This is a genomic window from uncultured Nostoc sp., assembly GCF_964245445.1.
In the GTDB taxonomy this organism is placed as follows: domain Bacteria; phylum Cyanobacteriota; class Cyanobacteriia; order Cyanobacteriales; family Nostocaceae; genus Nostoc.
This window is the reverse complement of record NZ_CAXTNE010000016.1, coordinates 26,052-40,019: the sequence shown is the minus strand read 5'-3', so window position 1 is coordinate 40,019 and position 13,968 is coordinate 26,052. Positions and strand designations below refer to the sequence as shown.

Annotated in this window: 9 protein-coding genes; all 9 read left to right on the top strand. The window is 39.8% G+C overall.

Annotated features, from left to right (window positions below; translation table 11 throughout):
• Positions 1-50: 50 nt before the first annotated feature.
• The 9 genes from iolE to ACFE90_RS04750 all read left to right on the top strand — a co-directional run bounded on the left by iolE (position 51) and on the right by ACFE90_RS04750 (position 13,524).
• Entirely contained in the window at positions 51-1,163 is a 1,113-nt protein-coding gene (gene iolE, locus ACFE90_RS04790) for a myo-inosose-2 dehydratase (RefSeq protein ID WP_375498231.1), read from the top strand.
• A gap of 220 nt (positions 1,164-1,383) precedes the next feature.
• Entirely contained in the window at positions 1,384-1,776 is a 393-nt protein-coding gene (locus tag ACFE90_RS04785) for a YybH family protein (RefSeq protein ID WP_375498229.1), read from the top strand.
• A 34-nt stretch (positions 1,777-1,810) separates the two neighbouring features.
• A complete protein-coding gene (locus tag ACFE90_RS04780; RefSeq protein ID WP_375498227.1) occupies positions 1,811-2,215 on the top strand; it encodes a DUF4904 domain-containing protein in 405 nt (134 codons plus the stop codon).
• 95 nt (positions 2,216-2,310) lie between these two features.
• A complete protein-coding gene (locus tag ACFE90_RS04775; protein ID WP_375498225.1) occupies positions 2,311-3,318 on the top strand; it encodes a sugar phosphate isomerase/epimerase family protein in 1,008 nt (335 codons plus the stop codon).
• A gap of 273 nt (positions 3,319-3,591) precedes the next feature.
• The gene (locus ACFE90_RS04770; protein ID WP_375498223.1) at positions 3,592-5,541 is read left to right on the top strand and encodes a galactose oxidase-like domain-containing protein; all 1,950 of its coding nucleotides are present in this window, start codon (positions 3,592-3,594) and stop codon (positions 5,539-5,541) included.
• Between the two features lie 115 nt (positions 5,542-5,656).
• Positions 5,657-6,676, top strand: coding sequence for an L-dopachrome tautomerase-related protein (locus ACFE90_RS04765; protein ID WP_375498221.1), 1,020 nt, complete (start codon positions 5,657-5,659; stop codon positions 6,674-6,676).
• Between the two features lie 90 nt (positions 6,677-6,766).
• The gene (locus ACFE90_RS04760) at positions 6,767-8,200 is read left to right on the top strand and encodes a Dyp-type peroxidase (RefSeq protein ID WP_375498219.1); all 1,434 of its coding nucleotides are present in this window, start codon (positions 6,767-6,769) and stop codon (positions 8,198-8,200) included.
• 376 nt (positions 8,201-8,576) lie between these two features.
• Entirely contained in the window at positions 8,577-10,565 is a 1,989-nt protein-coding gene (locus tag ACFE90_RS04755; RefSeq protein ID WP_375498217.1) for an amylo-alpha-1,6-glucosidase, read from the top strand.
• A gap of 166 nt (positions 10,566-10,731) precedes the next feature.
• Positions 10,732-13,524, top strand: a complete 2,793-nt coding sequence (locus ACFE90_RS04750) for a glucosidase (RefSeq protein ID WP_375498215.1) — start codon at positions 10,732-10,734, stop codon at positions 13,522-13,524.
• Positions 13,525-13,968: the final 444 nt, after the last annotated feature.

Sequence of the window (13,968 nt, the reverse complement as noted above, 5' to 3'; positions counted from 1 at the left end):
TAACCTGGCAAAACTCGAACAAACTTACATATATTTGGGATAACCAAACTATGTTGAAACAACAAAGTAAGCATAAGATGAATAACTCTACAGGTTGTAACCAATTCAAATCTATTGGTCGCTTATTGGTTGTGTTAGTGGCATTGGTATTTTTCGGGATCACTTACTTGAATTCTCCCGCCACTGCCGCTACAAATAGCGACAAAAACTCATATTTAGTCTCTCTGGTTCCGCCTTCAAAGACAACACCTATATTCGATCCAGGAAAAGTTTATTTGGGCATTACGCCCACGGGTTGGAGCAATGGTGACGATCCTAGTATTGATCTCTATCCTCGTATCCCTTATCAGCAGATTCTGAGTGAAATAGCACTATCTGGCTTCAAAGGCTCGCAAACCTCAGGTAAGTATCCGGAAGATATCGGAGTTTTGAAAAGAGAGTTAAAACTTCGTAACTTGACTATTTCTGAACCTTGGGTGGGGACTGAGTTCACTGTAGGAAAGACGGATGAAACCTGGGCTGAATTCAAGAAACAGGTGCAATTTATGCAACAAATTGGTGGCAGCAAAAGTATTGTGGTAGCCGAATTGGGTAACGCAGTTCATCAACAGCCAGTTGCACCTTTGCCTAACAGACCAAAGTTTACTGACGAGCAATGGAATGCTCTAACTCAAGGGTTGAATCAACTTGGTAAAAAAGCAAAGGAGCAAGGTATGCAGATATCGTACCATCCCCATATTGGTACAGGAGTAGAAAACTTGGCTGATATAGATCGCTTGATGGCAAATACCAATCCCGAATATGTTAATTTGCTGCTCGATACTGGTCATTTATACTACGCAGGAGTCGATCCTCTGGAAGTAACAAGGAAATATGCCGATCGCATCAAGCACGTTCACCTAAAAAACATTCGTCAGCCTATTTTAGATGAGTCCATCAAAAAAGGTTGGAGCTTTTTAGGTTCGATCAAAAAAGGTGTGTTTACTGTTCCAGGAGACACCAAAGAAGGTGCAATTGAATTTGAACCAATTTTAAATGAGCTTGCTAATGCCAACTATCAAGGATGGCTCATAGTGGAAGCAGAACAAGATCCTAACAAAACAAATCCTTTGAAAAACGCGCTAATAGCTCGTAGTTATCTACGTGATGTGACTGGTTTATAAGCTATTTCAGCAACTATCAGTAGTCAATTCAAAATTCAAAAGACAAAGATTATGAATTTTGAATTGATCTACCACATCCTTAGGGCTTTTATAGTTATTTCATCAGCAAATTCGTTTTGCAGTGTCATATTCTCTATAGCGAAGATCGAAATATGATGGAATTTGCCCAATTGTTAGATGCAAATAAAATAATTAAACATTATTTCAACGGAGAATAGGAATGAAATCGAGTGATAAAGAAAAGATCAAAAGTGTCTTTGAAAAAGTATATGCCGCTAATGTTAAATCTGAAGATTTGTGTGGTTACGGCGAGATGTATACAGAAGATGCTCTTTGGATGGCGCCGAATGTCGCTGATCGCGTTGGGATTAATGACATTGTTGAAGGCTTTAGCGAACAGATTGCTAGCAACAAGATCGATCCAATTTTCACTGCTGAAGAAATCGAAGTCATTGGCGATTTTGGTTATGTCCTAGGAATTTCTTTTGCCACAATTTACCCAAAAGATGGTAGCCCATCAAAACTGGTTAAATTTCGGGCATTATGGTTAATGAAAAAACAGGATAATAACTGGAAAATTAGTCGTCAAATTTGGAATAATAAACCCTTGTAATACTACGATTTCTCAAGCTTTGGAGAATTGTAAAATGAACAAATGCAAAAAGGGCAAAGAAGAATATCGCGAGATTATTGACTATTATTTCCGCTCCTTTGGAACAGGTGATTTTTTAAAGGTACAGTTTTCTTCTGAAATTCAATTTCTTAGCCCGATTAGTGAAAGGACTATCAATGGGCGTGAAGAAGTTGTGCGTTTTGTTAGCAGTGTTGCAACTCGTGTTGCTGAGGTGAACGTACTATCTGTTACTATTCAATATCCGAGAGCAAGCGGTGTATGGCAGATGAAGACAACAAAAGGAACTCTATATACTCTGCACAATTTCTTCCGTCTTGATGAAGAAGGGATTGTGTATATATGGCCTATGTTCGATCCCAAAGCTATCATAGATAATCCTGAAGGTTTGCTTCAGTGGCTTACAGGCAACGGATACTAATTTTACGAGAGTTAATAGGTAGCAAAATTGGTTTAACTCATCAATTTAAAGTTCATAATTTTTGGATTTAACCAGCAATAAACGCAAATTTTAACATGAGCAACTCATCATCTTTGCCTGATATTTACCTGAGCTTCTTCCTGTTTACCGTCAATTTGAATCCTGGTGATTCAGAATATCGGCAAACAATTCTAACGCATATAAAAGAGCTTCAAAAGTTTGGTTACACTGGCTTTGAATTTCCTATTGCGCCTAACGAAGATAAAAATTACGAAAAACACATTGAAGATTATGCTAGTTTGCGATATAGTCTGGACTCAGAAGGGTTAGAAGATGTAAAAATTGCTACTAATGTCGGGGCTACCCGTACCCTCGATCTAAGTTCTCCCTACTATGAACAAAGACAAGCAGCACTAGAGTACCTCAAGTCAAGGATTGACATAACAGCTGCACTGAGGGGTGAAATTATGATGGGGCCGATTGTCATCCCTTATGGTGTATTTCCAACTACTGACTTTAATGTTCCAATATGGAGCGATCAACTTCAGGAGCATTTAGCAATTCGCTATCGCAATGCTCAGACAATATTTGATGAGTTAGGTCAATACGCAGAGCAACAAAATGTTAAATTAGCAATTGAACCAATTACTCATTGGGAAACCCCTGGCCCTAACAAATTATCGCAATTAATTGATTTTTTGGATGGAGTTGATAGTAAACAAGTAGGAGTAGTGATTGATAGCGCTCACGAAACTCTTGATGGTGATGGGCCTGAGATATTCAAAGCACAAGTGGCATATCTTGCGGAACAAGAAAGACTTCATTACGTACAAGTCTCTCCTCCCGATCGCGGGGCACTTCATACAAGTTGGATTCCTTGGCAATCATTTTTAGAACCAATCTTACAAGTCTATGATGGCCCGATCGCGGTGGAGATTTTCAATGCCATTCCTGCTTTTATTAACTCACTTCGTTTGACTCGGCGTAAGTTTTGGATTCCTGGAGAAGATCCTGAAAATAAATATCCAAGTGCCTATGATATTGCCAACGAAGCCATCAAAGTTACTCAAATAGAATTGGATAAAATCAAGTATTCATGTTAATTAGTTATCCTAAATTACTTAGATATTTCTGTCTAAATTCTCGAAGAGATTTATCTTGATTGAGCAATCGTCAAATATTTAGATACTGATTTTGATCGCTTGTGAATCCGATTGTTTATTTTCTCCTTGCCATCATAGGGAATATAAGGGGTTAAATAGTAAATAAAATATTTTTCATTTAAATATCATTTGACCTCTTCTTCTATCTTGGGCAATTAATTTTGCATAGGTACTTAAGATTTCTCGATTATTATGCTATTTAATAAAAATCGGATGGTCTCAGTTTTTCTGGCTTTTATTCTGGCTGTAGCTATTACTATCTGTGGCTGGGAACAGGCGATCGCCCAGCCAATAGCCGATTTAAAAGAAGAAATGGGTGCATGGGAAACCATCCCTATGCCTCCTAAAGAAAATTTGATGCAATCTGTCCATACTTTACTTCTTCCCAATGGCAAGGTGTTGAGCGTCAGTGGTAGTAGTTTTCGCAACACTGTAGTTATTAAAAATGCAGAACCCAATCCCAGTTTTATAGAAGGAGTGAATGTCACAGATTATGATGTCATCAACAATACTGCCCTTTTAGATCCTGAAACTGGAAAATTTGAACGCATTGCTTCGCCACCAGTCCAGCAATATGGAGAAATCAACGATTTATTTTGTTCCGGTCATTTGCAACTAGCTGATGGTAATGTTCTTTTTGTCGGTGGTACTGGACGATACTATCCTGGAGGAGCTTTTACAGGCTCTAGACAGGTCAACCTTTATAATTGGAAAACAGGTAAGTGGTCTGCTGCCGGACAACTCAAAGAAGGACGTTGGTATCCCAGTTTAATTTCACTAGCTGATGGGAAAATAGTTATTTTTTCCGGTCTAAAATACGAGTCTCCCAATCAAGTTAATCCAAGTCTAGAAATTTACGATCCTAAAACCCAAAAACTCCACTATATTGACCTAACAACCGTAGAGAACAGTCCCTTCAACACCAAACTCACAGATGTTGGTGCCTACGATACTATAGACCTGTATCCTCGCGTTTTCCCAACAGCTGATGGCAAACTTTTGATAACTGGAGATGACGCTGGAATTGGTGGGGTTTTGGTCACACAGTCCAGCAAAAAAAGCTATTTAATGTCTATCCATGAGGGCGCAGAGGAGAAATTATCCGTCAGTTTTGAAGTAGTAGCCGACCGGGGAGAGCCGTCTAAAGCTTATGGAACTGCCGTACAAGTTCCTAATTCTGAAGATGTTTTATTACTCGGAGGTATCATCGGCACCAACGACATCAACTATGGCCGAGGAGGTAATACAGCAGGTTTTCCAAACTGGTCAAGGGTTTCTACTAGCCTACAGCATTGGACATCCTCCCGTAAGAGTGGAGAAAAGAATGGCAAGTGGGAAATTGTCAATAATTTTCTTGATAAGCCAAGAGCTAACCTCCAAACAGTGATTCTGCCCAATCAGGAACTGTTGGTAGTCAATGGCGGTGAATATCCAGAATACAAGCCAGTTTATGAACCTTTGCTAATGACTCCCGATTCCAGGGCTATAGGGGGTTACATTACCAAATCGATGAATCCTGCTAAATTACCCAGGCTTTATCATAATGGGGCAATTTTGTTACCGGATGCTCGTGTTTTGATTATTGGAGGAAATGCCAATCGAACAGCACGGGAAAAAGATGGCACACTTCACGTTAATATCCAGCGAGATCCCCTGAAATATTATTATAAGTTTCCCAAACTGACAGACAAATCAGGTGAGAAGGAAAAGGAATTCAATCTTGAAGAATATTACCAATCTCCTCAAAGTTATTTTATTAAGGAAGACCTTGATAAAGGAGACAAACAACCCTTCGTCCCTTCTGAAATTTGGCAGGCAGAGATATTCAGTCCCCCCTATTTGTTTAAGCCGGGTGCTCGTCCTGAAATATTTAAAGCTCCTGAAAGCCTCAACTATGGAAAATCTAGTAGCATCTCAGTCAAGGATGCCACAAAAACAGGTTCTGTGGTTCTGGTTAAGTTGGGTTCAGTTACTCATTCTTTCGATTATGGGCAACGATTAGCAGATTTGCCTGTCGAAAATGTTGCTTTAGGAAGTGAGTCTGCCATCAAATTTAGAGTACCGAAAAATGCTAATCTTTACCCACCAGGTTACTACATGATGTTCTACCTCAATGAATTAGGTAAGCCTTCCCACGCCAAGATGGTAAAGCTTGAAGTTTAAGGAGGCTCAATCAAATATCAAAAAGAAGGTTTTTTACTATGAGAAAATCCATTTTGTAACTACTTCCAGGAAATCACATTCTCTTAACCATTGGCGAAATCAATAAAATTTTACTATGGAAAATTTACGCGATCGCCTAGAGGTCGTAGCAGAATTACCGATTGCCCCCGGTAACATCACTGTCACACCAGAAGGTCGAATTATTCTTAGCCTTCACCAGTTTTATAACCCTGAAATCAAAGTAGCGGAACTTACCAAAGACGATCTAGTACTATTTCCTAAGTCATCAAAAGTAAAAAATATTACTTTTGATACCGTGCTAGGAATTAAGTCCGATGCCAATGGAACTGTTTGGATGTTAGACAACGGCAATCAAAGTAAGTCAGTTCCCAAACTGGTGGCATGGGACACTCATAAAAATGAACTGGCACGAGTGATTTATCTACCACCGCCTATAACACTAGATAGTTCCTTTGTTAATGATTTGGCAGTGGATTTGACCCGTAATGTTGTGTATATTTCCGATCCAGCAGAAGGAAATAAGGCGGCTTTGATTAGGGTCGATTTGAAAACAGGGTTAGCTTGTCGCATTTTACAAGGACACCAAAGCGTAGTGCCAGACGACATTGATTTGGTGGTTGACGGGATACCAGTGCAGATTAAGCAGCCTAATGGGACTTTAATTCGTCCTCACTTGGGTGTGAATGGGATTGTCTTAGATACATGCAATGAATGGCTATATTTATGTCCGATGCATGGTACTAGTATGTACCGCGTGCAGAGTGCAGACTTGAGCAATCCTGATTTGAGTGAAGCTGAATTGGGCAGCAAAATTGAACGATACAGCCAAAAACCAATTTGTGATGGCATTACCATTGACCAAGAAAACAATATCTACTTGGGAGACTTAGCAAATAACGCGATTGGAGTGATTACACCAGATCGCTGCTACCAAATTCTAGTTACTGACGAGAAGTTGTCTTGGACAGATTCACTGACCTTGGGTTCAGATGGCTATATATATTTAGATTGCAATCAATTACACCGTTCTGCTCCTCTCAATGCAGGAGAAAATACTTCTATGCCACCCTATTATATTTTTCGTTTGAAACCTTCGACTTTAATAGTTGCGTAGTGTTAAACCAAATGTTTTACTAACACTATCTAAAATACTTGATTTTAATCTGCAACGGTTCAATTGTAACTTTACAACAAGAGTTAAGCAATGGCACTAACAGAAGAAGATTTAAAAACCATACCAGAAGATGGCATCGATCCAGAAAATCCTGGTAAATACCAGACTTTGCTAAATGATTTACAGGGAAACATTCTGAATGGGCATGGACGAGATCATATCGTACATCTGTTTTTACAATTTAAATCTGGTCAAGTAAATGCAGTCAAACGATGGATTCAAAACTTTGCCCAGAAATATGTCAAATCTGCGGAGCAGCAGTCAAATGAAGCACGCGAGTACCGAACTAAAAAGATATCAGGTGGTATATTTGCTAGTTTATATTTATCTTGTCAAGGTTATGAATATTTGCAAATAAATCCGTGGAAAATACCTGGAGATCAACCATTTCGATTAGGTATGCAGAATGTTGATATCAAGAACTCATTAAACGATCCAGCACCGATAGATTGGGAAGCAGGATTTCAACAGAAATCAGATGCTTTGCTACTTCTAGCAGATGATAACTTGACAGACTTATCCAAAGCAATTAACGATATCTGTTCAGAATTGTCTCAGCTGTCCAAAATACTTCATAGAGAAGATGGTTTTATCCTCAGAAATGCTCAAAAACAAATTATAGAACACTTCGGTTATGTCGATGGTGTTAGTCAACCTTTATTTCTGAAACGAAATATTGCCAGCGCCAAAGCTAATAACTCTGATTTTAGCAAATGGGACCCTCGCGCTCCGCTAAATGCGATCTTGGTTAAAGATCCTAATGGTAAGACTGAAGATAGTTATGGCAGTTACTTAGTTTGTCGCAAACTTGAACAAAATGTCCAAAAATTCCGTGAAGAGGTACGGAATTTGGCTAAACAATTAGGTATTAATGAAACTTTAGCCGGAGCTTTGGTTGTGGGACGGTTTGAAGATGGAACTCCAGTAACCCTCTCAGATTTACCGAGTCAAAGCGCGACATCGACCAATTACAATTACTTTAATAACTTTAATTACGACTTGGATACGGAGGCAACAAGGTGTCCGTTCCACACCCATATCCGCAAAGTTAATCCCAGAGGCGATACAGGTAGAGTAGAGTCTTCCCCAGGTTTTGACGAGGCTTTCAAGGTGGAGAGAAGGCATCGGATTGCTCGTCGTTCTGTCAGTTTTGGAGAGCAAGATTGCAGTCAAGAGCCGACAACAGGCTCAGGATTGCTGTTTCTTTGTTTTCAAGCAGATATTGAAAATCAGTTTAATTTTATACAATCTAGATGGGCAAATCCTAAGCATTTTGTTCAAGTCAATGCTGGCCCAGATCCGCTAATTGGTCAACCAGAGGGAATTCAGAAATGGCCGAAAGAATGGGGCGGATCAAAAACTGAAGAATATGGGTTTAAACTGCCGGTAAAAATGAAGGGGGGGGAATATTTTTTTGCACCTAGCCTGAGTTTTTTAAAAAATTTGGCAAGAACTGAATCGTAGCTTATAAATGAGTTTAGTTAAACTCGTTTTGTTGATTGATAAGGCGGTATAGCAATCCTATTTGAGTTATCAAATTAGTCATGAAGACAGGCAATAGGCAACAGATTTTTTCCGAATGATTTAGGATTGCTATATATTCAAAAACTTTTACCAACTATAGCAGTCCTATTTGATTCGTGAAAAATATAAAATTTGAAAACGTAGACGCAAAGCGGCTTGCCGCAGGCTACCGCAAAGTATTGGCTTTGGGCGCAAAGGGAAGAAAGAAGAAAGAGATATATAATTTTCACAAATGATTTAGGACTGCTATATATAGATTTGGAGTTAATAAAAGTTATTGATGTGGAAACAAAAAGTGACATAATTAGGTATATTTATGAGCATTAACTTCGGACGGGAAATTTGTGGAAATCTTGATGCAGCAGAGTCGCGTGAGTGGTTAGTAACCAATGGTAGCGGCAGCTATGCTTCAGGTACAGTAGCAGGTTTATCAACACGGGGTTATCACGGTTTACTTGTGGCTGCACTGCAACCACCGTTGCAGCGAACCTTACTACTAGCAAAGCTAGATGAAACAGCAGAGTATGAAGACAGCTTTTATCCTCTGTTTGCTAATCGTTGGTCAAATGGCACAGTTGATCCTCAAGGTTATCGCCATATTGAAAGCTTTTATTTAGAAGGAACAGTACCTGTATGGAGCTTTGCTTGTGGAGGTGCGTTATTAGAAAAACGCATCTGGATGCAGCCTGGGGCTGATACTACATATATTCATTACTACTTGCAACGAGCAAAGCGATCGCTTAAATTATCAATCAAAGCATTTGTTAATCACCGGGATTATCACAGCAGAACCCATGCTCAAGAATCGCCTGCCAAGGATTGGCGAATGAGTGTAAAAGCGATCGAGCATGGAGTCGGTGTCACAGTGTTTCAGGGAGCGCAACCTTTGTACTTGTTGACAGATAGCGGTAATGCCTCACTTAATAATGAGTGGTACTACGGATTTGAACTCGCAGCCGAAAAGGAACGCGGACTCAACGATATAGACGATCATCTTCACGCAGCAACTTTTGAAGCCACACTTGAGCCTGGAAGCTCATTTACTTTTGTCGCTAGTAGACAGCAAAATCCTAATTTAAAGGGTGCAGTAGCCTTAGACTTACGTCACCAGTACGAGCAAAAGCTGATAGCAGACTGGCAAGCTAAACGATCGCCACAAGCGCCTCAAGTTCCTGATTGGGTGCAGCAACTTGTACTCGCTGCCGATCAGTTTATTGTTGATCGACAAGGTGGAAAAACCATTATCGCCGGTTATCATTGGTTTACTGATTGGGGTCGGGATACCATGATTAGTCTACCCGGTTTGACCCTTGCGACTAATCGTCCCCAAATTGCAGAGTCCATTCTTCGCACCTTTGGCCAATATATCAATAAGGGAATGTTGCCCAATCGTTTTCCTGACGATAATAAGCCACCCACAGAAGAGTACTACAATACAGTTGATGCAACACTGTGGTATTTTGAAGCCATCCGCCTTTATCTTGTTACGACTGGTGATGACAAGCTATTAGCAGATTTATTTCCCAAACTCGCAGAGATTGTCGAATTTCACCGTCAAGGAACGCGCTACAATATTCGCCTCGATCCCAGTGATGGGTTGCTTTATGCAGGGCAAAAAGGAGTGCAGCTGACCTGGATGGATGCCAAAGTCGATGATTGGGTGGTTACTCCTCGCATTGGCAAACCTATAGAAGTGAATGCCCTTTGGTATAACGCTTTGCGAACAATGTCCCAGTTCGCCCAAAAGTTAGGAAAACCTGAGAAAGACTATGATGCAATGGCTGATGCCACTCAAAAAGGTTTTAGTCGTTTCTGGAATGATGCCAAGGGATATTGTTTTGATGTATTAGACGGCCCAAATGGTAATGATGCCTCTTTGCGACCAAATCAAATCTTCGCCGTATCCTTGCCAGAAAGTCCGCTCACTCTTGAACAACAACGGCAAGTAGTAGAAGCGTGCGAGCGATCGCTTCTAACTTCTCACGGATTACGCAGTCTTGCACCTGATGATCCGCAGTATATCGGTCACTACGGTGGAGATCAACGTCATCGTGACGGCGCTTATCACCAAGGAACAGTTTGGGAATGGTTAATTGGGCCGTTTGTCTTAGCTCACTTACGTGTGTTCAAGAACGCATCCGTTGCTCGGCAATTTCTAGAACCGATGCAACATCACCTCTATACTGCTGGAGTTGGAACTATCAGTGAAATATCTAATGGAGATCCACCAATGGAACCTAAAGGTTGTATTGCTCAAGCTTGGTCAGTTGGAGAAGTACTCCGTGCTTGGCTAGCTACAGAGTAATAATTAGGGGGCAGGGGGAAAAAGGGTTTAAGCCTTGTTTACTTTCGTTTACACAGTTTGCTTTTATTGTGCCCACTTACTTAGGTTCCTTTGAAAGTTAATAGCTAATGAATGCTATTAATTATTGCAAATTAATCATCACAAACGTCATACAAGGAAACGAAAAATGACAAATATTCAAGACACAGCAGAAGGAAAAAGATTAGTAGAAGACCGCAAACAAGAGAAATATTGGAAGCGGTGGGGTTCTTATTTGAGCGAACGTCAGTGGGGAACAGTACGAGAAGATTACAGCAAATTTGGTACTGCCTGGGATTATTTTTCCCACGACCAAGCTCGTTCTCGCGCCTATCGTTGGGGTGAAGATGGAATTGCTGGGATTAGCGATAATCACCAACGAGTTTGTTTTGCGATCGCTCTTTGGAATGAAAAAGACGATATTCTGAAAGAAAGGCTATTTGGTTTAACCAACAATGAGGGCAATCACGGGGAAGATGTCAAAGAATATTATTTTTATCTTGACAACACTCCCACACATTCCTACATGAAATATCTTTACAAATATCCGCAAGCACCTTTTCCCTACAGCCAGTTAATTCAGGAAAATGCAAAGCGAAAATCAACCAATCTCGGAGCTTTAGAATATGAACTAATAGATACAGGGGTTTTTGATGATAATCGTTACTTTGATGTTCTTGTAGAGTACGCTAAAAATTCTCCAGAAGATATTCACATCAAAATTAGTGTTGCTAACCGAGGCTCGGAAACAGCTAAACTGCATCTTTTACCAACTATTTGGTTTCGCAATACTTGGTCTTGGGGGTATGAAGGTCAAACAAAAGATGATAAATACCTGCAAGCTACTAAATCTGACCCCAATTTAAGCGTCATAGAAGTTGTTTATAAAGACAATGATGAAGTTAAAAATTCACGCACAGGATGGCTTTATAGCGAAGCTGCTAAAGAACTTCTGTTTACAGAAAACGAAACAAATAAGGAACGATTTGGATGGGGTGAGAATTCCGGCCCCGTCAAAGATGGCATAAATGATTACATTGCTTCTTTCGGAAAGAAAGAAAAAGTAATTTCTACTCAAAAAGGTACAAAAGCCGCAGTTCATTACGATTTAACAATTAATCCCGGAGAAACCAAAGTAATTAGACTGCGGTTGAGCGATGCAAATTTAGATTCTCCCTTTGGTAATGATTTTGAAACTGTATTTCAAACTCGCCAACGCGAAGCCGATGAATTTTATCAAGCTGTTTGTCCTTATCCTATTTCCGAGGATATGCGGAATGTACAAAGACAAAGCTTCGCTGGAATGTTGTGGAGCAAACAATATTATCACTATGTAGTTTATGATTGGCTTAATGGCGACCCCAATCCACCAAAGCCACCAGAAGAACGTAAAGAAAAACGAAAAGACAAAAAAGCCAGAAACGTTGAGTGGGAGCATTTATTTAATGAAGATATTATTTCCATGCCAGACGCATGGGAATATCCTTGGTTTGCTGCTTGGGATTTAGCTTTTCATACCGTTACCTTGGCACTAATAGATCCAGAATTTGCTAAAAAGCAATTGTATCTATTTACCCGCGAATGGTATATGCACCCCAACGGTCAAATACCAGCTTATGAGTGGGCATTTGGTGATGTAAATCCACCTGTTCATGCTTGGGCTGCATGGCGTGTTTACAACATAGAAAAGGACATGTATCGCAATGGCAAGGGTGACAGAGACTTTTTGGAAGAAATATTTCAAAAGTTATCTCTTTATTTTACTTGGTGGGTTAATCGTAAAGACGTTGAAGGCAACAACCTTTTTCAAGGAGGCTTTTTAGGATTAGACAATATTGGGGTTTTCGATAGAAGCAATATCAATCGTCAGATTACTAATGCAACCATAGAGCAGTCTGATGGTACTAGCTGGATGGCAATGTACTGTCTAAATTTGCTAAAAATAGCCACAGAACTTGCCAAAAAAGATTCTAGTAGCGAGTCTAGTAGTAAGTCTAGGAGAGAGTATGAAGATATGGCTTCTAAATTTTTCCAGCATTTTCTACTCATCGCTGATGCAATGAATAAAGTCGGTGGTACAAATGTAGATATATGGGATGAACAAGACAAATTTTACTATGATATTCTTAATGCTCCTCCAGGTATAGTTGAGGGTGCCAACAAGGATGGTGTACTGTCAATGAAAGTGCGGTCAATGGTCGGGTTAATTCCGCTTTTTGCTGTAGAAACAATTGAAAAAGAGATTGTCGATAAATATTTATCCTCAGATTTCAAAAAGCGGGTTTATTGGTTTATTAACAATCGCCCCCAACTTACTCAACACGAGAATGTTTCCGTCCTCCCCAATCAAAATAAACTTTATTATTTGTCGCTGGTAAATAAAGATCGACTCAAATCGATTTTGGAGCGTGTGCTGAATGAAGCAGAATTTTTGAGTGATTATGGTGTCCGAGCTTTGTCAAAATATCATAAGGATCATCCTTATATCTTGCGGACAAATGGACAGGAGTATCGGGTGGAATACGAACCAGCAGAATCAAAAGATGGAATGTTTGGTGGCAATTCTAATTGGCGTGGGCCTATTTGGTTTCCTGTGAATTATCTTCTTATTGAATCTTTGTTGAAGTTTCATGATTTTTGGGGAGATCAAATCAAAGTTATGTGCCCTACTTCTTCTGGTGAAAAGGAAGAGATGAATCTGAAAGAAGTGGCTAATGAATTAAGCCAAAGACTGATCAAAATTTTCCTGAAAAACCCAACATCTGGTAAGCGACCTGTTTATGGCGGCTCAGAAAAGTTCCAAAACGACCCACATTGGCGTGATTTGATTCTGTTTTATGAATATTTTCATGGCGATATTGGTGCAGGTATTGGTGCTAGCCATCAAACCGGTTGGACAGGTTTAGTAGCTGAATTGATTCAAAAATCAGCGAAAAAATAAAGGTCGGCAGAATAAAATCAAACCTCGTTCATCTATGTTAACAAAGATAAACGAGGCTAAAAACCTTTTCCATCCAGCCACTTTTGCCACTTCATAAACGACTTCTTAAAGGCTTTGAAAAATTTAACGAAACCACACACTACTACCAAAACCACAAGTTTTGCTGACGGCTTCTATTCTTCAGTTAAAGTTTGCATAACGGCACTCCCCAGATTGCGATCGCTCTCGACAATTGGGACAGGCAAGCTTCATGAAATTAGTTTGAGTTTAATAGATTGATTCCTAACGCTTCAAATGGACACATTTAAACACACTGACCATTTCTTGACAGTAGTGCAAACTTGTCGTCGTCAAGCCAGAGCTGTGATTGATTTTTTTGCACAAGCACTGCTGGCTAATTCTAATTCGTAGTTTGTTCAGTCCTTCTTGACTAGCATTCAAGAA

Bases quoted from the DNA above. Each gene is read 5' to 3' on its own strand.
- ACFE90_RS04760 (WP_375498219.1), top strand. From the start codon at position 6,767: ATGGCACTAACAGAAGAAGATTTAAAAACCATACCAGAAGATGGCATC.
- ACFE90_RS04765 (WP_375498221.1), top strand. From the start codon at position 5,657: ATGGAAAATTTACGCGATCGCCTAGAGGTCGTAGCAGAATTACCGATT.
- ACFE90_RS04780 (WP_375498227.1), top strand. From the start codon at position 1,811: ATGAACAAATGCAAAAAGGGCAAAGAAGAATATCGCGAGATTATTGAC.
- ACFE90_RS04785 (WP_375498229.1), top strand. From the start codon at position 1,384: ATGAAATCGAGTGATAAAGAAAAGATCAAAAGTGTCTTTGAAAAAGTA.
- ACFE90_RS04755 (WP_375498217.1), top strand. From the start codon at position 8,577: ATGAGCATTAACTTCGGACGGGAAATTTGTGGAAATCTTGATGCAGCA.
- ACFE90_RS04770 (WP_375498223.1), top strand. From the start codon at position 3,592: ATGGTCTCAGTTTTTCTGGCTTTTATTCTGGCTGTAGCTATTACTATC.
- ACFE90_RS04750 (WP_375498215.1), top strand. From the start codon at position 10,732: ATGACAAATATTCAAGACACAGCAGAAGGAAAAAGATTAGTAGAAGAC.
- ACFE90_RS04775 (WP_375498225.1), top strand. From the start codon at position 2,311: ATGAGCAACTCATCATCTTTGCCTGATATTTACCTGAGCTTCTTCCTG.
- iolE (WP_375498231.1), top strand. From the start codon at position 51: ATGTTGAAACAACAAAGTAAGCATAAGATGAATAACTCTACAGGTTGT.